Origin of the sequence: Halodesulfovibrio spirochaetisodalis (assembly GCF_001672295.1) — a bacterium.
Classification (GTDB): Bacteria; Desulfobacterota; Desulfovibrionia; order Desulfovibrionales; family Desulfovibrionaceae; genus Halodesulfovibrio; species Halodesulfovibrio spirochaetisodalis.
The window spans coordinates 77,032-101,482 of the sequence record NZ_JXMS01000001.1 but is presented as its reverse complement, the minus strand read 5'-3'; the positions used below and the strand labels follow the sequence as shown (position 1 = coordinate 101,482).

Below are 24,451 nucleotides of genomic sequence, written 5' to 3'. Positions count from 1 at the left end.
CATCATGCTCGAAAAAGTTCTGAAAGGATCTCCAAAGTACTACATGTGGTTGGCTTTCCTCGGCGGCATCATCGGCATCGGCGCAATTACATACCTGTTCCAGCTTCAGTACGGTCTCGGCCTCACAGGCATGAACCGTGACGTAACCTGGGGCTTCTACATTGCTCAGTTCACCTACCTCGTAGGTATTGCAGCTTCCGCGGTTATGCTGGTTCTTCCTGCATACTTCCACGGCTACAAGCAGTTCAAGAAGATCATCATTTTTGGTGAATTCATGGCAATCGGCGCAGTTATCATGTGCATGCTCTTTATCGTAGTTGATATGGGTATGCCACAGCGTATGCTTAACGTAATGCTCCACCCGACCCTTAACTCCGTTATGTTCTACGATATGATGGTACTTATCGGTTACCTCTGCCTGAACGCAATCATCGGTTGGAAAACTCTGGAATGCGAACGCTTCCAGATTGCTCCTCCACAGTGGGTTAAGTACCTCATTTACACTTCCGTAATCTGGGCGTTCTCAATTCACACAGTTACTGCGTTCCTCTCTCAGGGTCTGCCGGGTCGTCACTACTGGTTGACTGCAGTTCTTGCTGCACGATTCCTCGCATCCGCTTTCTGCGCAGGTCCAGCTCTTCTTCTTCTCCTCCTCATGGTAGTGAAGAAAATTGCTAAGTTTGAAATTGGTAAAGAAGCTATCAAGACTCTTACCATCATCATCACCTACGCAATGTGCCTCAACGTGTTCCTGTTCCTCTGTGAAGTATTCACAGCGTTCTACAGTAACATTCCAGGTCACATGCACCCGCTCCACTACCTCTTTGCAGGTACAGAGCAGGGTCTTCCTTGGGTAACTTACTGGATGTGGATCGGCGCAGTGCTCGCTATTGCAAGCCTCGTACTCCTCATTCCTACCTCCCTGCGTGAAAACATGAAGATCCTTCCTTGGGCTCTCGGCATGCTCGTTCTCGCAACATGGATCGACAAAGGTCTCGGCCTCATCATCGGTGGTTTCGCACCATCTCCGTTCGAGACTTGGGCTACTTACGCACCAACCGTACCTGAACTGCTGATCTCTCTCGGCATCTTCGGTGTTGGCGCATTCGTAGTGTCCATCCTCTGGAAGATCGCAATCGACGTGAAAAAAGAAGCTGGCACCTTATAAGACCGGTCTCTTTACGTACATCAGGGTCTGCTCTCGGGCAGACCCTTTTTTTATAGCATCAGCAACAGGCTTACTATCCTGCATAATGAAAAAACATATCCCGCAATCATTGCTTACAGCAGAACCCCACACTACGACGCATGGCGCCCCGCAGCCTTCCTCTAACGGCAAAACAAACTCGTTCCATATGAATGAAAAAACACATTCACCTGTCATTATGGAAGATTTAATCAGCTCAATTGCACAGCGAAATAAAAACGCAATGTCACCTGCCCGTATTCAGAAAAAACAGAATACTGCCGCCCCTAACTCTGTGCTCAATTCCATATTTTCATCATAGCAAATTCTTGTCCCTTCACTTGCAGGTGCTTACTCATCCAAGCTTTCCGCTGCACTCCCCCAGCACAATTCCTTCCATTCCTTCGTTATATTTTTTTATTGAAAATAAAATACAATACTTAGGCAGAGTAGACTATACTGCTCTGTTTATAAGCAGCCTAAACCTCAGAGTTTTCTTTAGGTATCTCGTTGTGGTCGATATGTACGCACTATATTGTATCTATTTTCAGCCTATTTTCTTTCATTTCGAGATTCTTCAAGAGCTTCATCGGTTATAGGCAGCTTGTTTGTATGAAGCTGCATATGTTGTGAGTACGACTTTCGTACCCACTCTTGCATTGTGCCTTATGAATTGAATGCAATTATGCCTCTTCCGGTCCTGATGTATAACGAACCGACTATGAACAAGGCTCTTTCTATGGTTTGGAGGAAAAAGGAAACTACATGACATCCCAGAAGGTGATGCTTGAAGTACAAAATCTCACAAAACTTTTTGGATCAAATCCTAAACGCGCCCTTCCGTTGCTGGAGCAAGGAGCAACCAAGGAGGATATTCTGCAACAAACTGGACTCACTGTCGGAGTCCATGATGCATCGTTTACTGTGTATGAGGGAGAAATATTTGTCATTATGGGCTTATCAGGCTCTGGTAAGTCCACCCTTGTACGCATGCTGAACCGGCTTATTGAACCAAATGCCGGAAGCGTATCCATGCACGGTAACAACATCACAAAAATGAACCATGACGAACTGGTCCAATTTCGTCTCCATAACATGAGTATGGTCTTTCAATCTTTTGCACTTATGCCGCACCTTTCTGTACTGGAAAATGCAGCATTCGGGCTGGAGCTTGCCGGAATATCCAAGCCGGAGCGCCATAAACGAGCAACGCAAGCACTCGAGCAGGTTGGATTGGCAGGCTGGGAAAACTCCCGACCGGATCAACTCAGCGGGGGCATGCAGCAACGTGTAGGTTTAGCACGCGGCCTTGCTGTAGACCCTGAAATTATGCTTATGGACGAAGCTTTCTCTGCCCTTGACCCGCTCATACGTACAGAAATGCAGGATGAGTTACTCAAGTTGCAGGAAAAATACCGCCGCACCATTATCTTTATATCGCACGATCTTAATGAAGCACTTAGAATTGGTGACAGAATAGGTATCATGGAAGGCGGGCGCCTTATTCAAGTAGGTACACCGGAAGACGTGCTGCAAAATCCGGTTAATGACTACGTCAGGGCTTTTTTCAAAGGCGTTGACCCGACAAGCGTCCTTAGCGCAAAGGACATTGCATCCAGTAACTACCCCACTATTATCATTACTAAAGGCGGAAACCTGCGCACCTCGCATGAAATACTCAGTTCAAGCGAACGAGACTATGCATTTGTGCTCGACCCGCAACACCAGTTGCAAGGAGTTGTGTCCGCAGATTCGATACAGGATATGCTGGAAGAAAAGAATCCGGACAATACCCTGCGTGACGCATTTCTCCCGCATATTCTCTCTGTTCATGAAGATGACACAATGCAGGACATTCTTCCGCTTGTTGCCCACTGTACGTACCCTGTCCCTGTCATTGATTCTGAAAACCGCTTTAAAGGTGTTGTATCTAAAGCCCGTTTTCTTAATACGCTTCATCGCAACGGCGAAGCTTCAACTCACGCAAAAGCTCAGGGAATGTAAGGAGTGCACATGTTTGAAGAACAAGTTATCCCATTGGATGTATGGATTTCCACTTGTATCAACTGGCTTGTCGACAACCACCGCAGTATTTTTCTCAAACTCAAATGGCCAGTGGAGCAGACTCTTACCGGAATTGAACATGGCCTGAATGCACTGCACCCACTGATCGTCATAATAGCCGTGGTATTACTCGCATGGCGTCTTGCAGGCTGGAGAACCTCCCTTTTTTCGAGCTGCTCTCTTATCTTAATCGGCCTGCTCGGATTATGGGAAAATACCATGATCACATTGGCGATGGTTCTTTCTTCAGTCATATTCTGTGTTATTGCAGGAGTCCCGCTGGGAATTTATGCAGGAAGAAGCGATCGCTTTGAGCAGTTCATTCGCCCTATGCTTGATGCAATGCAGACAACACCGTCGTTTGTATATCTTGTCCCGATTGTTATGCTCTTTTCCATTGGTAACGCTGCCGGTGTCCTTGCAACTATCATATTCTCTCTCCCTCCAATTATCCGCTTAACATCACTTGGGATACGGCAAGTACCTCAAGAACTTGTGGAGGCTGCAGAAGCATTTGGTGCTACAAACTTTCAGGTTCTGGTGAAAGTGCAAATTCCGCTTGCTATGCCGACTATTCTGGCCGGCCTGAACCAAACTATCATGATGGCACTGTCCATGGTGGTTGTAGCAGCACTTATCGGAGCAGGCGGCCTTGGCTCTCCCGTTATTATCGGCCTGAATTCGCTCGATATCGGACTTGCTGCCATTGGCGGTATCGGCATTGTGCTTATGGCTGTCATGCTGGACCGCATTACACAAGCAGCCGCCCAGAAGAAAAATTAACCAACCACTGCATTCCTGATGCGTAGTACGATAACCTTTAGAATAGTAGGAAATACGCTACCATGACCAAAAAGCTCTTACTCACCTTACTTATTATCTGTATTTCGGTTCCCGCCTTTGCCTATAACGCTACCCCCGGCAAAGGCATCACTATTAAACCTGCCCGCGCCACATGGACCACTGGCTATTTCCATGCCATGATCATAGAAAAAGGTCTGCGTGAATTAGGGTATGACGTTAAAAAATCCAAAGAACTACCTGTGGCATTGTTCTTCAAAACCGTGGCGTTAGGAGACGTTGATTACTGGCCGAACGGCTGGTTCCCGCTCTACGATAACTACTTGGAAAAAGAAGCAAACGCTATTTCAGCTGTCGGCTATGTTTTAAAAAAGCAGGCTCTGCAAGGCTATGTGATTGACAGAAAGCATGCAGAGCTTCTCAATATTACGTCACTTGAAGACTTCAAGCGTCCGGAAGTACGCAAAGCATTTGATAAAGACGGTGACGGCAAGGCAGACCTTACAGGAGCCCCTCATGGATGGGAAAATGTGAAGGTTATCAACACCCATCTTAAAGAATACGGACTCGGTAAACATGTGAAGCAAATTAATGCTGCCTATGAAGCCTCAATGGCAGCCAATATTGCTGCGTACAAAAGTGGTGAGCCTATTTTCTACTACACATGGACACCTAGCTGGACAATCTACAAGCTGGTTCCAGGTGAAGATGTAGTGTGGCTTAACGTTCCGTTTAATATTCCCCTTACAGGCTCAAAAGATGAGCTGGAACTTATGCATCTGGAAGAAGTTCAAGGCGCTGTAACCAGTCCTATCGATATGGGCTTCAGCGTTGCCGATATCCGTGTTGTGGCAAACAACAAATTTCTACAAAAAAATCCGGCTGCTAAAAAGTTTTTAGAACTATTCACTATTGATCTTGCTGACCTTAGTGCCCAATACACTAAGCTGATGGAAGGTGAAAAATCCCAGAAAGATATCAACCGCCATGCGGACGAATGGATCAAAAACAATCAGAAGTTATGGAACAGCTGGCTTGATCAGGCGCGTCATGCTGCTAAATAAACACGCTGCCCGTATCGTTATATAAAAAAAGCCCCCGTTTTCCTGAGAAAACGGGGGCTTTTACTATCAAAAAACAGCTTATACGTAGTTAGCAACAAGGATAACTACACCGCAAACTGCCGCGGTAGCAATGCCCATGCTGCCGCCGGGTGTCATGTATGCAATCTTTTTTGCTGCTGCTTTTGCTTCACGACGAAGCTTAAAGCTCATTGCGCATGGAAGAAGGATACAGATAACAGCGAGAGCCGCACCAGCGTGCGCGAGTGCTGCGATAAAGCCGCCTGGAGCAAGCAAGGATGCGATGACAACTGGTACGAACACAATAAAGGTTGTACCCATTCTCTCTTTTGCAGAGTTGCCGCGGCGCAGTGTTTCCGCCATCAGGTCAAACAATGACAATGCCACCCCGAAGAAAGAGGTAACAAGCGCAAATGCTGCAAATACGGACAGAATAGTCTGAATGACCACAGAACCGTTACACATGGACTTAATGAGAGCATCAACACTGCCGCTCATATTCACAATCTGATCCATTGGTACACTGCCAAGGGAAAGGAAGAGCCAAAGCATGTAGCAAAGAAGCGGAAGAAGTGTTCCCCAGAACATGATGCGCACGAGCTGTCTGGTATTGGTTCCCACCACGCTGGTAATACTTGGAATACAGAAGTGGAATGAGAAAGAAGCAAACAGTACCGGAATAGCTGCAACAAGGTAGTCATAGTTCGGCACGCTGTTCAGCAATACGGTTGTATTTACAGTGGTGCTCAATGTGGCAAACGCAACAGCCATGGCAACAAGCATGGTCATAAAGAACAAGCTGTTAAATCTGATAATGGCATTGGTTCCGCAGAACATAATTACAGCCATGGCCACAGAAAAACCAACTGCGCACAGACCGGTACTAAAGGCATCGCCACTTACATCCAGTGCGCTGGCAATAATGCCACCCATTGCAGTTACATAAGCAACGAGAACGGCGTAGAGAAGAAATGCAAGACAGAGAACAGCAATTACCTGTCCACCGCGTCCGAGAACTTTCTTCACCATCATATTTACATTTAACCCGGTACCTACCTGAAGGTTAACTTCGAGCAGGAGAAGGGAAGTGTAGAATGCCAAAGCCCACATGACCAGAAGCAGTACCATGCTGACTTTAAAGCCCAGAAAACCGATTGCCATCGGCAAACCGAGCATTCCGGCACCAATGGTGGTTCCGGCTACAACAAATACTGCATCCAGAGATTGAGACTTCATAATAATATAACCCCCATAGGTCATTTGTGCTCGCGCCTACACCTAATAACAAACAACAGTGCCCGTATGTCTGCTTCAACCGTTTTCGAATCAGACTAAAAATCACTCGTAGCAATGAGCATATATGGGTAAAAACAAGATGCTACCGCTCGCTCTTTGCAGGCTTACTTTATTTTTCTAATGTAAAACCTGCTAAGTTGTGTGCAGCGATACAGTAACAGTAGCAGCTTATATAGTTGCGCGATTAATCTTTATAGCTTGCACCAAGTACACGTTGTTAACAGACAAGGTCAAGCACTGTAGTGCATATTTTTTACGTTTCTGGAAAATTTCAATATGGCAAATACATACTAAAAAGCAATCTACACCAGCACATAATGCTTACGCATTACAAATTTGTATATAGTTTGAACATTTTTGCATACCAAATTAACAATAATGTTTACGTCGAATTTATCAATTTTGCATAAACTCATGCCTTGCATCATCCACAAAAGCCCAGTACATAGCTCACAGAAAAAGCAAACAAGTACTCACTCACTTGCTTGTTTTTGTTACTAATGATTGCCAACACTTTTATTCAGTAAGGCGAAGACCTCCAGACCGATCCGACTTTTCAAAACGGACCGCGCCTGTGTCCACCCTATGTGTTTATTATCTCATGGAGGATACACTGTGCGTTCACACGCTTTCTTTTTCAGGACTTTTCGTCCTGCCCTGCTCAACACGTTTACTTCAGGCTACAATCGCACCCGGTTTTTCAAAGATATTGTTTCCGGCTCAACCGTAGGAATTGTTGCCTTACCGCTTGCCATGGCTTTTGCTATCGCAAGCGGTTGTCCACCGGAACGAGGGTTGTTCACAGCCATTGTTGCCGGTTTTATCATTTCTGCTCTCGGCGGCTCTCGCTTCCAGATAGGTGGCCCTACAGGGGCATTTGTTGTCATTGTTGCGGGAATCATCGCCAGACACGGGTATACGGGGCTGGTTATTGCCACAGCCATGGCAGGGGTAATTCTTCTTGTCATGGGATGCTGCGGACTCGGAAGGCTTCTGAAATTCATACCATACCCTGTAACAACAGGATTCACGACAGGCATTGCTCTGCTTATCTTTACCACTCAGGTCAAAGATCTTCTCGGGCTGCGAGTTTCTGCACTGCCTGCTGAATTTCTTCCTAAAGTCACCACACTTTTCCATGCCGTGCCGACAGCCAGTCAAAACTCAATGCTAGTGGCAGGAATTACACTACTAACTATTTTTCTTACTCGCAGATTTATACCGCGCTTTCCGTCCCACATCGCAGGCATTATCAGTGCAACAGCTATCACCATGCTCTGCGGACTGGATATATCCACCATCGGCACACGTTTTGGCGGCATTCCAGCAAGCCTGCCCTCTTTTGCACTGCCGGAACACTTCGGCGACTTAATGATTGTCATGATGCCCGACGCCATCACAATTGCCCTGCTTGCTGCAATTGAATCTCTTCTCAGTGCCGTTGTTGCCGACGGGATGACCGGACAACAGCACAATTCATCAACAGAACTCATCGCACAGGGCTTTGCGAATATTGCTTCATCACTTTTCGGTGGTATTCCGGCAACAGGGGCTATTGCACGCACCGCAACGAACATTCGCGCCGGAGCGTTTTCACCGGTCTCAGGCATAGTACACGCGCTTGTTCTTGCCTTGTTCATCAAATTCTTTGCCCCGATTGCTTCAGCTATCCCTCTTGCAAGTCTTGCGGGTGTCCTTGCCTATGTCGCATGGGATATGAGCGAGCTTCCTAAGTTTATCCACATCCTCCGCGCACCAAAATCTGATGCAGCGGTCATGTTGGGTACGTTTCTGCTGACAGTGCTCATCGACCTTACAGTGGGGGTCCAGTTCGGAGTTGTTCTTGCTGCACTACTTCTCATAGGTAGAATCAGCGACGCGACACAATTCCAAAGCTGGGAGCACAAAAAAACAATGCCGTCACAGCAAGTTCCTGACTGGGATCACGGCATAGAAGTCTACGAAATTAACGGGCCATTCTTTTTCGGCTGCGCAGAACGCTTCTCGCAAACATTCAGGCTGATGAGTAAGCCACCGCAAGTTATTATCTTCAGAATGCGTCATGTACATACAATTGATGCCACGGCGTTACATGCTTTAGAACTTGTTTTGATCCGTATGAAGCAACTTGATGTTGAAATTCTCTTTTCAGGAGTCGACAATTCGATTCAACAGCAGATGATACGCTTCGGCCTGCTGAACCATATCAACAGGGATAATATCCACGCGACATTCGGTTCAGCATGGACCCAAGCACAACAACACCTCGATACTCATCCAACTCCTCCTCAAGAGGCTCAGGCTCTGAGCTAACTATTCTCTAAAAAACGCCCTGCACCATACGTTGCAGGGCGTTTTTTTATCCATCAATCGGTAAATGATGGTTAGTCATTGTCATCTAAAGCTATCTTGTATTTTTCTGTATATACGGTTCAGAAAAGCTCTTTGAATATGCTACTGTACTCATAGTGTTTTTTATCATCAGCCATATACAAAGACTATGACAACACAGCCTACACCCTCTTTTGACGTGCAGACCGGTTCTGACGCGACCACAATCTCACTTTCCGGTGCATGGACAACTCTGCATCTTGCTGCCGTAGAGCGCGCTTTTTTGCGGTCTGTTAAAAATGCAGCGCACTCTATTGCGCTCAACCTTACCGGAATCTCATCCATTGATACAAACGGGGCATGGCTTGTTGAACAATTTAACCGTAAGGCCGATGCCCTAGGAAAAAGCTGTACAGTAACCGGTGCCAGTGAAAACGCAGGTGTACTGCTAGATACCGTAAAAAACAGACCAAAGTCTCCAGAAAAACAGAAGCCCGACCCTTTTTACATCACCCTGCTGTATGACATTGGAGAAACCGTCGTTACAGAATCTCGAACAACGCTGCACATTATCGGATTTCTCGGTGAAGTACTCATTGCTCTTGTGCGGTCATGCATCAAGCCAAAACGGTTCCGAACCACGGCGTTTTTCTACCATCTGGAACATGTCGGGTTGCGCGGTATTCCCATCATTGCTCTGCTTTCATTTCTTATCGGCATGGTACTGGCGTATATGGGCGCCCAACAGCTGCAAAAGTTCGGAGCACAAGTCTTTGTCATTCAACTCGTTCAAGTTTCTGTGCTCAGGGAGCTGGGCATTCTGCTTACAGCTATTGTTATCGCGGGACGCTCCGGTTCAGCATTTACAGCCCAAATAGGAGCCATGGTTGCCAACGAAGAGGTTCGCGCCATGAAAACCACCGGACTCGACCCCGTAGATACACTCGTCATTCCCCGCGTACTCGCCTTACTTATCATGCTGCCCATTCTTGGATTCATTGCCGACATCATGGGCCTTCTCGGAGGCGCCCTCATGGTATGGCAATCTCTCGATATCGGTCTAAGCGGCTTCATTGTCCGCCTGCACGAAACAATGAACATTAACAACTTTTATGTCGGCCTCGTTAAAGCGCCGTTTTTTGCCGTAGTCATCGCAACCGTCGGTTGCTTTCAAGGACTTCAGGTTACAGGAAGTGCGGAATCAGTGGGCAGGCTCACAACAACATCTGTTATTGAATCCATCTTTGCCGTTATTGTTATTGATGCCGGATTCGCAATCTTTTTCGCAGCAATCGGGATATAGCCATGAATGATGTCATTCTCTCACTCCGCAATGTCAAAACCCGCTTTGGAAGCAGGGTCATTCATGATGATGTCAATCTTGACGTGTACAAAGGGGAAATTATCGGCGTGATCGGCGGGTCAGGTTCCGGTAAAACAGTTCTTCTGCGTACCATTTTAGGACTGAACACCCATGCGGGTGGGAAAATAGAAATATTTGGCAAGCAATACCATAAGCTGAATACCAAAGAGAAACACAAGATTGAACAACGATGGGGAGTCCTGTTTCAGGACGGCGCACTCTATTCCTCATTAAACGTAATGGAAAACGTTGATGTTGCCTTGAAGGAATATACAAAACTCAGCAGTGCAACGCGTAATGAAATAGCCATGCTCAAAATCTTTCTGGCAGGTCTTCCAGCAGAATCAGCAGAGTTGATGCCGTCAGAACTTTCCGGCGGAATGCGTAAACGTGCCAGCCTTGCCAGAGCACTGGCTATGGACCCTGAAATACTGTTTCTTGATGAGCCGACAGCCGGTCTGGACCCTATTACAGCCAATGCGTTTGATGAGTTACTGAAGACGCTGCAGCATGCACTGGGATTCACCGTGTTTCTCGTTACACACGATTTGGACACACTCTACACAATCTGTGACCGCGTGGCCGTACTTGCAGAAAAGCGCATCTATGCAGTCGGCAAGCTGGATGAAGTGGTCAAGAATCCTTACCCGTGGATTCAGGAATATTTCAACGGACCACGCGGAAGAAGCGCAAAACCTGTGCCTTGCGGGGAGAAATAAATGGAAACAAAAGCTCACTACATCATAGTAGGTCTCTTCATCATAGCATCTATTGTCTGCGGTTTCGGCTTCATCCTCTGGGGAGCCAACACCAATTCAGACTCTGATGACCTGCCCTACGATATCCTATTTTTCAACAGTGTAGACGGACTCTCCATTGCCAACCCGGTACTGCTCAACGGGGTACGGGTCGGTAAGGTTACTGCTATTACGCTCAGTCAGGATAAGCCGGACGAAATCCGTGTCCGCATTCTTGTGCGCCGCACTACACCAATCCGTGATGACTCAAGGGCAAAGCTTGTTCCTATCGGAATCACTGGTCAATCCGCGGTCTTCATTTCCGGTGGAACCGCAGCCAGCCCATTACTTCGCCCATTGTTCACAGGAAATGTTCCAGTAATTAAAACGGTTCCGTCACCAATCAATGAACTTATGAATGCACTGCCGGAAATGCTGAACACAGGCAAAAAGCTCCTTGCTGACCTGCGAAAAGTAGTTGATCCGGACAACCGAGAACATATTAAAACTATTCTGGCTAACATTGCGTCAGTCACCAACATGCTTGTCAAAAATGAACAACAGATACAGGCAGCCATCACCAATCTCAACAAAGCTGCTGATCAGACAAGTAATGCCATGGGTGCCACAGAACAGGCAGCCAATGCCATCAACGGGTATGTCTCAAAACAACTTGTCCCTGCCACGGATAAAGTTGGTGACCTTGTAAAACGCATCGATCAAGTTGTTAAAAATATGGAGCCGGGATTAAGCAGGTTCAGTAAAGACGGCCTGAGCGACCTGAACTCGCTCGTGAACGAAAGCAGAATTCTTGTGAATACACTCGAAAATATTTCACAAAAATTAAATAGCGATCCGAAGCAATTCCTGCTTGGGAAAACAGTACCCGAATTTCAAACGCCATAGGACTCTTTATGCGCAAACTTATCAATAAACTACTTACTGTGACTCTGGTACTCACAGCCTGCTCAGGGTGTGCACTCGATGTGGGACTTAAGCCCCCATCAGCATCTGAACGGTATATGTTGTCAGTAGCAACCGACTCTCAAGCCACAGCAACGCACCAGGCTTGCCCGACCGTTTCTGTTGAACGACCGCAAGCAAATGCGTTTTTGAACTCAACCGGTATCGCTCTTATTCAACCGAATCAAAAAGTACTCTATTTCGCAAAAGGTACATGGGCAACTCCATTACCGGAAATGATGCAGGAAGCTGCAATCCGTTCTCTTAATGCTGGTCAACAGGTCAGTGCCTTCAGCAAAGTACAGCCGGGTATCTTCCCTGATTACAAGCTGGTATGGAGCATTGAAGATTTCTACGCCCGTTACGGCAGCAAAAAAATGCCACCTACCATCAATATCTCCTTCACATGCTGGCTGCTGGATACTGACACCGGAACCACTCTTGCCACTTCCGTTTTCTCACGGCAACGACCTGCAGCCGGAACTGAGCTTGAAACTATTGTCCGTTCATTCAATGCCTCAACAGCTGCATTATTACGCAGCATGGACACATGGGTGCTTTCCACCATTCAAAGGGCAGAAGTAGAAAAAGCAAGACAAAAGCACACTCAAACCACCTATAATCAATAATAAAAAAGCAAAATATACTATTGAAGAGTTCCTCAATTCGCACATGCATCACAAACAGAACACGCCGTATTTACTACGGCGTTTCTGCATTTCTCCGGGCAAAGTTGAGTCGCTAATGAAGAAATATGCTCTTTTCAGTCGGTCTTATTGAGTTTTTTTATAAAAATTAGTATCTAAAATTGTACTAGCGCTTTGTCGTTCATGATTATGTCTGTAGGTGGTGCAAGACAAAGCTGTAACTGGAGGGAGTTTATGAAGATTGATAAGTTGAGCTTTCAGATAGCAGGACAACTTCTGGAAGGGCGTAAGTCGTTCAGAGAAATTGCGCAGGAACTTGCAGTTGCGGAAAACACTGTACGTTCCAGAATCAATAAGATGCAGAAAGAAGGCGTGATGGATATTGTTGCGCGTCTCGACATAGAAAAACTACCGGGTCACACAATGGTGTTTACCGGTGTTCTGCTCGACGAGCGTGATCTTTTTGCAAAGTGTCAGGAATTAAGCCAGTTACGAGGCGTTGTTTCCGGTGCGGTTGTAACAGGACGATTTGATATCATTTTAACCTTGCTACTACGCGACGGGTACGGGCTGCTTGAATTTTACTCCGAAGAAATGTCCAAGGTCGACGGTATTCGGTCTGTGGAAAGCTTTGTTGTATACAAAGGCTCTAACCTCATGACTCCATACATTCTCGACCCGAATACATTGAGCGAGTAAATCTAATTCCTTTATGCTGAGCTGCAAACAGGCTGTCGCCTCTTATTGCAACCCTCAGCAGCCCTCCTATAGTTACTCATTCAGTATATATTTCGGAGCGGAGCCGCATTACTGCAGCTCCGCTCCTATTATGTGGTTGTTGTGGCTACTTAGACGGGCAATCTAATCGCCGACTGGTTCTATAGTTACAGCGCAGACCTTTACCTCGGCAATGCCGGATTCAGGACACGCCGCGCTGTTTGTGAGGACGTTTGCAGCAGCTTCCGCAAAATGGAACGGAATAAACACTGTGCCGTCCACAGCTTTTTCTGACAACTGAACGGAAACTTCAATGGCACCGCGACGGGATGAGACCTTCACTCGATCACCATCGTTCACGTTGTACGCTGCTGCATCATTCCGGCTTATTTCCAGATATGCAGCAGGTGCTTTTGCATAAAGTCCTGTAGACTTACGGGTCATGGTTCCTGTGTGATACTGGTACAACACCCGTCCTGTTGTAAGAATTAACGGGTACTCTTCATCTGCTTCTTCAGCAGGAGCAACAAAGTCCACTTCATGAAACTTGCCTTTTCCACATACAAATTTTTCTGCATGCAAAATTGGCGTTCCCTTACTTTCTGTATCAGGACACGGCCATTGAATGCCAGTTTCATCAATCCGGCTGTAGGTTAACCCACCATAAGAAGGTGTCACCGATACCATTTCATCAAACACGGCAGCAGCATTTTCCCCGTTATCCTGAATGAGTTCTGTACCCATTTTTGCTGCAATATCACACACAATCTGTGCGTCATCGCGAGCACCTTGCGGCGCAGTTACGGCTTTTCGTACACGCTGAACACGCCGTTCCGTGTTAGTGAATGTTCCATTTTTTTCAGCAAAACATGCAGCAGGAAGTACTACATCAGCCAGTTTTGCTGTTTCTGTTAGGAAGATATCCTGAACAACCAGAAACGGAATTTTCTCTAAACAATGCACCGCATGAGCTGAATCTGCATGAGAGACCACAGGATTTTCACCAATAAGATACAAGGCGTTTAGCGTCCCTGCATCAACAGCATCAAACATTTGTCGTGATGTCATACCGTTAGATTCGGACAATTTGACATCCCACGCTGCCTCAAAACGGGCACGGACGCTCTCGTCTATAACCTTTCCGTACGCTGGATATGTTGTCGGAAGTGCGCCCATATCGCACGCACCCTGAACATTATTTTGCCCGCGAAGCGGATTCAATCCACCACCTTGTATACCAATATTACCGCATAACATGGCAAGATTTGCGAGGGCTTTTACGTTATCAGTGCCGCTTACGTGCTGGGTGATTCCCATACAGTAGAGGATGGCACTGCGTCCTTTTGCATACAAGTGTGCTGCTTTTTCAAGTTCAGCAACTGGAATACCGCACTTCTTCTCTGCGTACTCCGGTGTGAACTTCGCAAGGGATTGCGAATAGGCTGTGAAGTTTTCTGTGCGCTCATCAATGTACTCCTGATTGTGCAGACCATCGCGCAATATTATATGCGCAAGTGTGTTAATCCAGATAACATCTGTCCCCGGCTGGGACCGCAGCCAGACGTCTGCAAAACGCACAACATCAATATTGCGCGGGTCTGACACAATCAGTTTGGTCCCGTGCTGAGTAATGGCACGTTTTAGCGCCGCCCCCATCACAGGATGATTCTCTGTAATATTTGAACCTGTTATCAACACCGTATCTGCATGTTGCAGATCATCAATCGGGTTTGTAGCAGCACCGCTTCCAAATGCAGCAGCCAGACCGGCTACCGTTGGGGAGTGTCAGTACCGCGCACAATGATCGACATTGTTTGTCCCGATTACTGCACGTGCAAACTTTTGAAACAGGTAGTTTTCTTCATTTGTACAACGGGCTGAAGCTAATACGCCGATAGAATCTGCACCGTTTTCTGCTTTGTATGTTCCCAGTTTTTCTGCAACCAGCCCGAGTGCTTCATCCCACTCTGCAGGAACAAGCTCTCCGTCTTTACGGATAAGCGGTGTTGTGAGACGTTCCGGGGAGTTGATGAACTGCATGCCGAACCGCCCTTTAACACACAGGCTGCCATGGTTCGGAACAGCATCTGCACCAGTCACCATCTGCACAACATTGTCTTTTACATGCAGATTCATCTGGCATCCCACACCACAGTAAGCGCACGTTGTCCGCACTGCTTCTGTTTCACAAATGCGTGGCTTCTGGCGCGCTTTCTTTAGCGTAAGCGCACCCACAGGACATACTTGCAGGCATTCCCCGCAGAATACGCAGTCGGAATCACCTAACGGGAGATCACATTTGGCAATAATCTTTGCATCACTGCCGCGATAGCCGTAATCAATGGCGTTGTTGACCTGCACATCTTTGCATGCCTGAACACAACGCCCGCACAGAATACATTTGGAGAAGTCACGAATTAAAAACGGATTGGACACATCAGGAGAATACTTCGGCTTGGTTCGTTCAAACCGCTTTCCTGTTGCATTATATTTGAATGCTAAATCTTGAAGACGGCAGTCACCGGAGGCCGGACAAAGGAGGCAGTCATGTGAGCCGGAAGACAGCAATAACTCTAGATTCATTTTGCGGGATTTAACAACAGATGGAGATTCCGTCTGCACTTCCATACCGGCACTGGCAGGTACTGTGCATGATGCAACCAGTGAACGTGCACCCTTTACTTCCACCACACACATACGGCAGGCACCTGTAGGCGTGGTGTTTTTTAAATGACACAGTGTGGGGATAACAATATCGTTCCTGCACGCCACGTCCAGAATGGTTTCTCCCTGGGTGAACGCATATCCCTTGCCATTAATGGTCAATTCTAAGGTACTCATGGATCACCGCCTAATCTATGGCATCAAACGGACATGCCGAGTAACAACTCATACATTGTACGCATGCTTCCGTATTGATTTTTGCAACTTCTTTCTTCTGCCATTCCACTGCCCCCACAGGACAGACCGCCGCACATTTACCGCATTTTTTACAACGTTCATCAATAACTTTGAATTCAACCAACGCCGGACAGCGCTTGGCTGGACATTTTTTATCAAAAATATGCGCTTCAAATTCGTTACGGAAATGGCGAAGAACAGAAAGAACAGGATTAGATGCAGTCTGTCCCAGTCCGCATAAGGCAGAGGCGGTAATCATTTCGGACAACTCTTCAATAAGAGTAATGTCTTCAGGCTTACCATGCCCCTCACAAATTCGTTCCAGAATTTCCAGCTGCCTGCGTGTGCCCTCCCGACACGGGGTACATTTACCGCATGATTCCTCCTGAATAAATTCAAGGAAAAAACGCGCCATATCGACCATGCAGGTCTTGTCATCCATTACGATAACGCCACCCGAGCCCATAATAGCCCCGACTTTGGCAATTTCTTCGTAATCGACAACAACATCCATATGGTCTTCAGGAATACAACCGCCGGACGGACCACCAAGCTGAACAGCCTTGAGCTTACGTTTTTTAGGAATACCGCCGCCAATGTCGTAGACAATGGAACGCAGCGAGGTTCCCATAGGCACTTCAACAAGGCCGATGTTATTCACATCACCGGAAAGCGCGAACACTTTGGTTCCCTTGCTGTTTTCCGTACCTACCGAAGAATACCACTTACCGCCGTTGAGCATAATCTGCCCGACGTTCGCAAGGGTCTCGACATTATTAAGGATGGTCGGCTTTTTCCATAAGCCCTGTGCTGCAGGAAACGGAGGACGTGGAATAGGCATACCGCGTTTACCTTCAATGGAACGCATCAGCGCAGTCTCTTCACCGCACACAAACGCTCCGGCTCCCTGATAAATAGAGATATCAAAGGAGAAGCCGGTACCCATAATGTTTTCACCGAGCAGTCCCAGTGAGCGAGCCTGATCAATTGCAATCTGCACCCGCTTGATTGCCAGCGGATATTCAGAACGGCAGTAGATGTAGCCTTCTGTCGCATTAATAGCGCGTGCAGCAATGGTCATGCCCTCAAGTACGGCATGCGGGTCTGCTTCCAGAATACTTCTGTCCATGAACGCACCCGGGTCACCCTCGTCCGCGTTGCAAAGAACATATTTAATGTCACTGTCATTCTGCGCAGCAAATGACCATTTCATGCCTGTAGGGAAACCGGCACCACCACGGCCGCGAATACCGGAGGCTTTCATCTCATCAATAATCTGAGAAGGCTCCATCTCGAGCAGCACTTTAGAAAGCCCCATGTATCCTTCGCGCCCGATGTAGTCTTCAATGGACTCAGGGTTAATTATCCCTTTGTTGCGCAATGTCCACGGCTTCTGCAGTGCAAAGAATGGGATATCGGAAAAGAGCGGAACTCTTTTTTTAGACTGCGGGTCTTTGTACATAAGCCGTTCGACCGGCTTTTCATGCACAAGATGTTCGCTGACAATTTCTGCCACATCATCGACAGTCATTTTTTGGTAAAAAACATTATCCGGATGCACGACCATTAACGGGCCAAGCGCACAGAAACCGTTACAACCGGTTTCAACAACACGGACTTTTTCTTCCAGTCCGTGCTTTGCAATTTCTTCATGCAGTGCGTCTTTTACCTTTAAGCTGCCCGTGGCATGGCACCCTGTACCGCCACAAATAAACAGGTGCCGGATATGCGGCTGCGTGAGCCTTGCTGCATATTCCTTTCGCATTGCTTCAAGTTTCGTTGGAGTAATATGTGTCATACGAGCTCCATTACGAATACTTTTCTAAAATTTTCAATACGGAATCAGCGGTGACATCACCATGCACATCTCCATTGATCACCATTGCCGGAGCTAATCCGCAGGCACCTACACACCGAACCCCTTCCAGATCAAACCGTCTGTCTTCAGTGGTTTCACCTTCTGCAATGCCGTATTCACCGGAGATCCTGCCAATAACTTCTCTGGCACCTTTTACGTAACAGGCCGTACCGGTACAGACCTTAATAGAATTTCGCCCTTTAGGCGTAAGGGAAAAGAGAGAGTAAAAAGAGACAACCCCGAACACATCGCTGGCAGGGATATTCATACCTTTTGCAATATATTCAATCAGCGCCTGCGGGAACCACCCCACAACATCCTGCGCTTCACGGAGCACTGTGATCAGCGCCCCGGGAGTTTCACGATGGCGCTCAATAACGCTATCAACCTCGCTCCACATCTCTTGAGAAATTTCTTCGCTGCAGCAGCTCATTCTTCCTCCTTGCAGACAATATTTGCCTGCAATCCTGCAGTATGCCGCTTATAACGACGATCTAACGCATGCCGTTAAAAGGACAAAAGGCCGCTAACTCACAAAATCTGTAGTTAACGGCCTTTATACTATCGTATCATTCAATCCTCTAAATACGTTTCAAACACACAGAGCTTATTCTGCCCCGAGGTGACGCCAGGCAGAAGCGACCGTATTTTTCATGAGCATTGCGATTGTCATAGGGCCTACACCGCCCGGAACCGGAGTAATTTTACCTGCAATTTCTTTGGCTTTGTCAAATTCAACATCACCGCTCAAAAGTGCTTTACCGGAAGGAGCTGTACCGATGCGGTTTACACCAACGTCGATAACAGTAGAGCCCGGCTTAATCCATTCCGGCTTCACAAGGTTAGGTACCCCTGCTGCAACAATAAGGATATCTGCACGTTTGCAGTGTTCCTCTAAATTTTTAGTACGGGTGTGTACCATGGTCACGGTACTGTTGGCGCCCACACCTTTTTGACCCATCATAATAGAGATAGGTTTACCCACGATGTTAGAGCGGCCCACAACCACTACTTCTGCACCGCTGGTTTCTGTGCCGGAACGCACGATCATTTCCTGAATACCTGCTGGAGTACAAGGGAGGAAGCCATCCTTGTCGCCCAAAACCATTCGCCCGAGGTTTACAGGGTGGAACCCGTCCACGTCTTTATCAGGATTAATAGCAGTGATGACTTTTTCTTCATCAATATGCTTAGGAAGCGGCAACTGAACTAAGATGCCGTGAATGGAAGGATCGTTGTTGTACTTGTCGATAAGCGCAAGGAGCTCATCTTCAGTAATATCTTCAGGCTGATTATCCTGAATTTCGTGAAAACCAAGCCCTAATGCGGTTTTCACTTTAAGGGTCACATAGCTTACGGACGCCGGATTTTCTCCGACAAGAATTGTTACAAGACCTGGAACGGTATCGTATTTTTCTTTAATAGCCGCCACTTCACCACGCAGTTCTTCAAGAATCGCTGCGCGCATCTCTGTTCCACTGATAATTTCAGCACTCATCGTCTGCTCCTTCTGCAATGCGTCTATATGCAGACTCCGCCAGCAGCGGAGCCTGCCATAATAACGCACACGCGCTTTTTCTTGCTAGAACAACCCTTTTACCTGTCCGGTATCAGGATCAACATCAATTCTTCTGAATGAAGGGTTGGAACCAGTACCCGGCATAAGTGAAATAGCACCTGCTACCGGTACGAAGAATCCAGCACCACCGAAGACAAGAACATCGCGGATAGTGAGACGCCAGCCTTTTGGGACACCTTTTAACGCAGGGTTATCCGAAAGTGACAAGTGGCTTTTTACCATACACATACCAAGCTCACTGGCTTTCGGATCAGCTTCAATCGCTTTCAGCTTACGCAGTGCCTCAACAGAATAGTCCACACCATCAGCACCATATACTTCGGTAGCCACCCGCTCAATACGTTCGCGTGCTGGCATATCCCAAGTATACAGCGGTGTAAACTCTGTCTCATCCTGACACGCTGCGATAACAGCATCAGCAAGTTCAAGTGCTCCGTCGCCGCCATCTTCCCAGTGACGGGACAGCGCTACACGGGCACCGGCTGCTTCACACAGCTCACGGACTTTCGCAATTTCAGCTTCTGTATCAGTTACAAACGCGTTAATGCAGACAACTGGAGACACACCGGATTTCTTCACGATATCTACATGGTGCAGAAGGTTTGCGCAGCCTTTTTCCACCCATTCCACATTCTCGGTGCTGTATTCTTCCGGCAATGGTTTACCAGGAAGAGGTACAGGAGCACCGCCGTGGCACTTGAGTGCGCGGATAGTTGCAACAACAACTGCTGCATCCGGTTTAAGGCCTGAGTAGTGACACTTCAAGTTCCAAAATTTTTCGTAGCCGATGTCAGCGCCGAATCCAGATTCTGTCACGTGATATTCGGAAAGTTTAAGGCCGACCTGATCGGCAATAATGGAAGACTGGCCAATCGCGATATTCGCAAAAGGACCGGCATGCACGATAACCGGCTGCCCTTCCAGAGTCTGGATAAGGTTCGGGTTCACAGCCTCAACAATCCATGCAGTCATGGCACCGTCTACTTCAAAATCTTTTGTTGTAAGCGGATTACCTTTTTTATCGTAGGCAAGGATGATTTTTGACATACGCTCACGCAGGTCGCGTAAATCTTTCGCAACAGCAAGAATCGCCATAACTTCAGAAGATACAGCAATATCGAACTTAGAGCGCATCATGTAGCCGTCGCGCTGTCCATTAACACCGTCAATGCCGATAATGACATTACGCAGTGCCTGACAGCAGAAGTCGATTACCCAGCCCATCTCAACACGGGTCGGATCAATATCGAGACGCTTCATACCGGACAGCTTTTCCAACTTCTCATCGTCGTAGTTACGCTCATGCTGCATGCGGGAGGTAAGGGCAACCATCGCAAGGTTATGCGCGTTCATGATGGAGTTGATGTCGCCGGTAAAGCCCAAGGAGAAAGGAGTCAGTGGAATGCACTGTGAACGGCCGCCGCCAGCAGCAGAGCCTTTTACGCCCATGGTCGGGCCGCCGGACGGCTGACGGATAGCTGCGGAAGCTTTTTTCCCGCGCTTGCCAAGTCCCTGTACAAGACCAATAGTCGTTGTGGACTTGCCTTCACCAAGCGGGGTCGGGGTAATAGCAGTTACGTTAATGTATTTGCCGTTGGGTTTGTTCTCAAGACGATCAAGCACTGCACGGTAATCAATTTTACCCATATAGTGCCCGTACGGAAGAAGCTCTTTTTCGGTCAGTCCCATCTCATCAGCAATTGCGTAGATGGTCTTCATCCGTTTTTCTGCGTCCTGAGCTACTTCCCAGTCTGCATGATTTTTCGGGTCCAAGGTCTTGTTTTCTGTTCCCACAGAGGTCATTTCTTCACCCTCCCTTAAAAGGTAAAAGAACATATATGCTTACACAGAGGAAATCATCTTACTTTGCGTCTCAACATAAGAATCTCAATAAAAGCGCCCAGTCCAAACCGGAAAAAAGCACTCAGCGCAAGCATTATTAACGTACATCAAGCCAGTCATACAGGTGTGAATAATCCAACGTTGCAGCGTTATTCACCCTGCTGTACGAAACGTTATGCAGCTCGATGCGAGTAGAAAAGAAAAGCGGCCTTCCCAGTACGGCTACTTAAGTGGATGGAAACCTATGAGCATACGCCTGCATCCGTCCAATCATCCCGCAAATATTGTGCATACTGCTAAGTAGTTCTTAATTGCATACACACACTATTGCGTTTACGTCAATAACCGTAGATTTTTTTGCAGAAAAACCAACAATTGAGTGCTAAAATCACGCAACCCTGCAAAAGATGCTTCGAAAACTGCATTTTCTTTTTTCTCTACACTGCAAATGCTCTTACGTTGCAAGGCTTTCTCCGGTATAAACCGCATGTTACTTTATTCACATAAAACGCCCTAGCGAATTGTTTATGCACACAAACTTTTTTGATACTTTTCCAGCGCTTCCCATCGACACAACCTTGCCGGAACTTGTTTCTGTTTTGACAAAATCCCCGAACTGCGTGCTTCACGCGCCTCCGGGTGCAGGTAAAACAACACGCGTTCCCCTTGCGCTGATAAAAAATTTCGCACAAGACGAAAAAAAAATTATTATGCTCGAACCGCGTCGTCTTGCAGCGCGGACAGCCGCAGCACGCCTTGCAGCCACTCTTGGTGAGCAAGTAGGCAAAACCATTGGATATCGTATTAAAAATGATACCAAAATTTCCGCACAAACAAAGGTCGAGGTCGTTACAGAAGGCGTTCTTACGCGCATAATGCAAAATGACCCTGAACTTTCCGCATATTCTTGTATCATTTTTGATGAATTCCACGAACGCAGCCTTCATGCAGATTTAGGTCTCGCCCTTGCTTTGGAGATTCAAGAAGCATTGCGCGATGACCTACGCATTCTTGTCATGTCCGCCACACTGGACACGCAGGAAATCGCAACTCTGTTGAATAACAGCCCCATCGTCAGCAGTGAAGGAAAAAGCTATCCTGTCACAATCAACCATATTCCGCTGCCGCAAGCACTAGCGGCGCGCACGGATCAAAATATTCCTGCCCTGCTGAACCACATGGTGAAAACAATCCACCATGCCCTTGCTCATGACGAAGGAAGCATTCTTGCGTTCCTCCCCGGTGCCGGAGAGATCAACAAAGTTGCCGATATGCTCAGCAGCGCTCTGCCCCCGCATGTGGACGTTGCTCCGCTCTACGGCAACCTGCCGCAAAAACAGCAGGACGCAGCCATTCTCCCAGCACCAGCAGGACGCCGTAAAATAGTGCTCGCCACCTCCATTGCAGAAACCTCCCTGACCATTGAAGGAATCCGCATTGTCATAGACAGCGGCCTCTCCCGCTCATCCCGCTTTTCTCCTGCAACAGGCATGAACAGGCTCATCACAGAACCCGTTTCTCTGGCAGCAGCAACACAGCGCACAGGCCGAGCCGGACGTACAGAAAGCGGCATCTGCTACCGTCTCTGGTCACAAACACAGGAAAACTCATTCCGCGCATTCGCATCGCCGGAAATCAAAGAAGCAGATCTTGCCCCCCTTGCGCTGGAACTTGCCCAGTGGGGTGCCTATGGTGAAGAAGGAGCCCACGCCCTTGCATGGCTGGATACTCCGCCCACCAGTGCCTACACCCAAGCGCTCACCCTCCTGCACCAGCTGGGAGCACTCAATGCAGATTTATCCATAACCGACCACGGCAAAGCTGTTGCTGCCCTACCCCTGCATCCACGCCTTGCGCACATGGTGCTGACGGCACAGAAAAACGGCTACGGGCACACCGCATGCACCCTTGCAGCCGTTCTTTCAGAAAGATCACTCGGTACAGATCTGCGCCATGCTGTAGAACAAGCCACAGCTAATCCCGCGCTCAAAAAAGCCACACAACACCTCTGCAAGCGTCAAAATATTTCCACAACAGAACCAATCCACACCAGCAAAGTCGGTGCCTGCCTTGCCCTTGCCTATCCCGACCGCATAGGTAAGCTGCGTGAAAACAGCCGCACCGACTACAAGCTCAGCAACGGACGCAAAGCACAGCTGCCAGAAGACTCACCACTCGCAGCATCGCCTTTCATAGTCGCAGCAGAGCTTAACGACGCCCACGCAACAAGCCGCATCTGGCGTTGCGCCCCCATCGACATAGACGACATCTACACCCTGTTCCAAACAGATATCCACGAGCACGACATCGTCACATGGGACGAAAAAACAGCATCCGTCTCCACCATCCGCACAGAGCAACTTGGTGAACTTGTCCTTACTCAGCAACCGTCAGATTCAGCATCAGATGAGCAAATCCAAGAAGCCCTGTTTACAGGCATCCGCAAGCTTGGCATCACAACCCTTCCGTGGACAAAAGAAGCCCTGCGTCTACGCGAGCGCCTTGCGTTCATGCACAAACACAGCCACCTCTTCACCAAAGAAGATTCCCCAATCTGGCCGGACATCTCAGACAAAGCGCTCCTCGCCAGTCTCACAACATGGCTCGCCCCTTACACAACAGGCATGCGCAAAGCAGCAGACCTGCGCAAGCTCAACCTCGAATCCATCCTGCTCGCATCATTAGAATGGACGCAGCAACAAACACTGCAACAACAAGCGCCAACCCATTTCACCGTCCCGTCAGGGTCAAGCATCCGTATAGACTACAGTGACCCGGCAACGCCAACACTGCCCGTTAAGCTGCAAGAAATGTTCGGCGCAACGCAAACACCAACAATAGCAGAAGGCAAACTTCCGCTCACAATACACCTGCTTTCGCCAGCAAACAGGCCGCTGCAAGTCACACGCGACCTCATATCCTTCTGGCAAAACGGCTACCCGTCAGTACGAGCAGAAATGCGCGGCAGATACCCCAAACACCCGTGGCCGGAAAATCCGCTCACAGCCGAACCAACCCGCAAAACCAAAAGAGCTTTGAGAAAAGAATAGGGGTTTATTTGGTATGCCTGCGGCGCTTGAGTTT

17 protein-coding genes are annotated in these 24,451 nt (G+C 47.8%); 11 read left to right on the top strand and 6 right to left on the bottom strand.

The genetic code is table 11. The annotated features are described in order from the left end of the window. Positions 1-4 precede the first annotated feature (4 nt). From dsrP to proX, 4 genes are all read left to right on the top strand, one after another. Positions 5-1,168, top strand: a complete 1,164-nt coding sequence (gene dsrP / locus SP90_RS00465; RefSeq protein WP_066851468.1) for a sulfate reduction electron transfer complex DsrMKJOP subunit DsrP — start codon at positions 5-7, stop codon at positions 1,166-1,168. Between the two features lie 783 nt (positions 1,169-1,951). Continuing rightward, positions 1,952-3,190 (top strand): glycine betaine/L-proline ABC transporter ATP-binding protein ProV, encoded by a 1,239-nt coding sequence (gene proV / locus SP90_RS00455; protein ID WP_066851464.1) that lies wholly within the window; start codon positions 1,952-1,954, stop codon positions 3,188-3,190. 9 nt (positions 3,191-3,199) lie between these two features. Then, entirely contained in the window at positions 3,200-4,033 is an 834-nt protein-coding gene (locus SP90_RS00450) for an ABC transporter permease (protein WP_066851462.1), read from the top strand. Between the two features lie 62 nt (positions 4,034-4,095). Continuing rightward, positions 4,096-5,115, top strand: a complete 1,020-nt coding sequence (proX, locus tag SP90_RS00445; protein ID WP_066851460.1) for a glycine betaine/L-proline ABC transporter substrate-binding protein ProX — start codon at positions 4,096-4,098, stop codon at positions 5,113-5,115. A 78-nt stretch (positions 5,116-5,193) separates the two neighbouring features. Here proX and SP90_RS00440 read toward each other — a convergent pair whose 3' ends face one another. Next, on the bottom strand, positions 5,194-6,369 hold the full coding sequence (locus SP90_RS00440) for an amino acid permease (RefSeq protein WP_066851458.1): 1,176 nt from the start codon (positions 6,367-6,369) through the stop codon (positions 5,194-5,196). 675 nt (positions 6,370-7,044) lie between these two features. Here SP90_RS00440 and SP90_RS00435 point away from each other — a divergent pair. From SP90_RS00435 to SP90_RS00410, 6 genes are all read left to right on the top strand, one after another. Beyond that, complete coding sequence (locus tag SP90_RS00435) at positions 7,045-8,742, top strand: SulP family inorganic anion transporter (RefSeq protein ID WP_082936220.1); 1,698 nt, start codon at positions 7,045-7,047, stop codon at positions 8,740-8,742. Positions 8,743-8,929: 187 nt separating this feature from the next. Beyond that, positions 8,930-10,063, top strand: coding sequence for an MlaE family lipid ABC transporter permease subunit (locus tag SP90_RS00430; protein ID WP_066851454.1), 1,134 nt, complete (start codon positions 8,930-8,932; stop codon positions 10,061-10,063). A 2-nt stretch (positions 10,064-10,065) separates the two neighbouring features. Next, positions 10,066-10,842, top strand: a complete 777-nt coding sequence (locus SP90_RS00425; protein ID WP_066851452.1) for an ABC transporter ATP-binding protein — start codon at positions 10,066-10,068, stop codon at positions 10,840-10,842. Then, complete coding sequence (locus SP90_RS00420; protein WP_066851450.1) at positions 10,843-11,766, top strand: MlaD family protein; 924 nt, start codon at positions 10,843-10,845, stop codon at positions 11,764-11,766. An 8-nt stretch (positions 11,767-11,774) separates the two neighbouring features. Then, positions 11,775-12,452: an ABC-type transport auxiliary lipoprotein family protein gene (locus tag SP90_RS00415; protein ID WP_066851448.1), complete on the top strand. Its 678-nt coding sequence runs from the start codon at positions 11,775-11,777 to the stop codon at positions 12,450-12,452. Between the two features lie 252 nt (positions 12,453-12,704). After that, positions 12,705-13,169: an Lrp/AsnC family transcriptional regulator gene (locus SP90_RS00410; protein ID WP_066851446.1), complete on the top strand. Its 465-nt coding sequence runs from the start codon at positions 12,705-12,707 to the stop codon at positions 13,167-13,169. A gap of 162 nt (positions 13,170-13,331) precedes the next feature. Here the strand turns inward: SP90_RS00410 and fdhF are convergent, their stop codons facing one another. The 5 genes from fdhF to SP90_RS00380 all read right to left on the bottom strand — a co-directional run bounded on the left by fdhF (position 13,332) and on the right by SP90_RS00380 (position 21,328). Beyond that, on the bottom strand, positions 13,332-16,028 hold the full coding sequence (gene fdhF, locus SP90_RS16745; RefSeq protein WP_082936219.1) for a formate dehydrogenase subunit alpha: 2,697 nt from the start codon (positions 16,026-16,028) through the stop codon (positions 13,332-13,334). 10 nt (positions 16,029-16,038) lie between these two features. Next, the gene (gene nuoF, locus SP90_RS00395; protein WP_082936218.1) at positions 16,039-17,886 is read right to left on the bottom strand and encodes an NADH-quinone oxidoreductase subunit NuoF; all 1,848 of its coding nucleotides are present in this window, start codon (positions 17,884-17,886) and stop codon (positions 16,039-16,041) included. Between the two features lie 10 nt (positions 17,887-17,896). Then, positions 17,897-18,379, bottom strand: a complete 483-nt coding sequence (locus SP90_RS00390) for an NADH-quinone oxidoreductase subunit NuoE family protein (RefSeq protein ID WP_066851440.1) — start codon at positions 18,377-18,379, stop codon at positions 17,897-17,899. Positions 18,380-18,553: 174 nt separating this feature from the next. Beyond that, the gene (folD, locus tag SP90_RS00385) at positions 18,554-19,444 is read right to left on the bottom strand and encodes a bifunctional methylenetetrahydrofolate dehydrogenase/methenyltetrahydrofolate cyclohydrolase FolD (protein ID WP_066851438.1); all 891 of its coding nucleotides are present in this window, start codon (positions 19,442-19,444) and stop codon (positions 18,554-18,556) included. A gap of 84 nt (positions 19,445-19,528) precedes the next feature. Next, a complete protein-coding gene (locus SP90_RS00380) occupies positions 19,529-21,328 on the bottom strand; it encodes a formate--tetrahydrofolate ligase (RefSeq protein ID WP_066851436.1) in 1,800 nt (599 codons plus the stop codon). Positions 21,329-21,894: 566 nt separating this feature from the next. Between SP90_RS00380 and hrpB the strand changes: the two genes are divergently transcribed. Beyond that, positions 21,895-24,417 carry an ATP-dependent helicase HrpB gene (gene hrpB / locus SP90_RS00375; RefSeq protein WP_066851434.1) on the top strand — a complete coding sequence of 841 codons (2,523 nt, stop codon included), beginning with the start codon at positions 21,895-21,897 and terminating at the stop codon, positions 24,415-24,417. Positions 24,418-24,451 lie beyond the last annotated feature (34 nt).

Bases quoted from the DNA above. Each gene is read 5' to 3' on its own strand.
- dsrP (WP_066851468.1), top strand. From the start codon at position 5: ATGCTCGAAAAAGTTCTGAAAGGATCTCCAAAGTACTACATGTGGTTG.
- proV (WP_066851464.1), top strand. From the start codon at position 1,952: ATGACATCCCAGAAGGTGATGCTTGAAGTACAAAATCTCACAAAACTT.
- SP90_RS00450 (WP_066851462.1), top strand. From the start codon at position 3,200: ATGTTTGAAGAACAAGTTATCCCATTGGATGTATGGATTTCCACTTGT.
- proX (WP_066851460.1), top strand. From the start codon at position 4,096: ATGACCAAAAAGCTCTTACTCACCTTACTTATTATCTGTATTTCGGTT.
- SP90_RS00440 (WP_066851458.1), bottom strand. From the start codon at position 6,369: ATGAAGTCTCAATCTCTGGATGCAGTATTTGTTGTAGCCGGAACCACC.
- SP90_RS00430 (WP_066851454.1), top strand. From the start codon at position 8,930: ATGACAACACAGCCTACACCCTCTTTTGACGTGCAGACCGGTTCTGAC.
- SP90_RS00425 (WP_066851452.1), top strand. From the start codon at position 10,066: ATGAATGATGTCATTCTCTCACTCCGCAATGTCAAAACCCGCTTTGGA.
- SP90_RS00420 (WP_066851450.1), top strand. From the start codon at position 10,843: ATGGAAACAAAAGCTCACTACATCATAGTAGGTCTCTTCATCATAGCA.
- SP90_RS00415 (WP_066851448.1), top strand. From the start codon at position 11,775: ATGCGCAAACTTATCAATAAACTACTTACTGTGACTCTGGTACTCACA.
- SP90_RS00410 (WP_066851446.1), top strand. From the start codon at position 12,705: ATGAAGATTGATAAGTTGAGCTTTCAGATAGCAGGACAACTTCTGGAA.
- nuoF (WP_082936218.1), bottom strand. From the start codon at position 17,886: ATGACACATATTACTCCAACGAAACTTGAAGCAATGCGAAAGGAATAT.
- SP90_RS00390 (WP_066851440.1), bottom strand. From the start codon at position 18,379: ATGAGCTGCTGCAGCGAAGAAATTTCTCAAGAGATGTGGAGCGAGGTT.
- folD (WP_066851438.1), bottom strand. From the start codon at position 19,444: ATGAGTGCTGAAATTATCAGTGGAACAGAGATGCGCGCAGCGATTCTT.
- SP90_RS00380 (WP_066851436.1), bottom strand. From the start codon at position 21,328: ATGACCTCTGTGGGAACAGAAAACAAGACCTTGGACCCGAAAAATCAT.
- hrpB (WP_066851434.1), top strand. From the start codon at position 21,895: ATGCACACAAACTTTTTTGATACTTTTCCAGCGCTTCCCATCGACACA.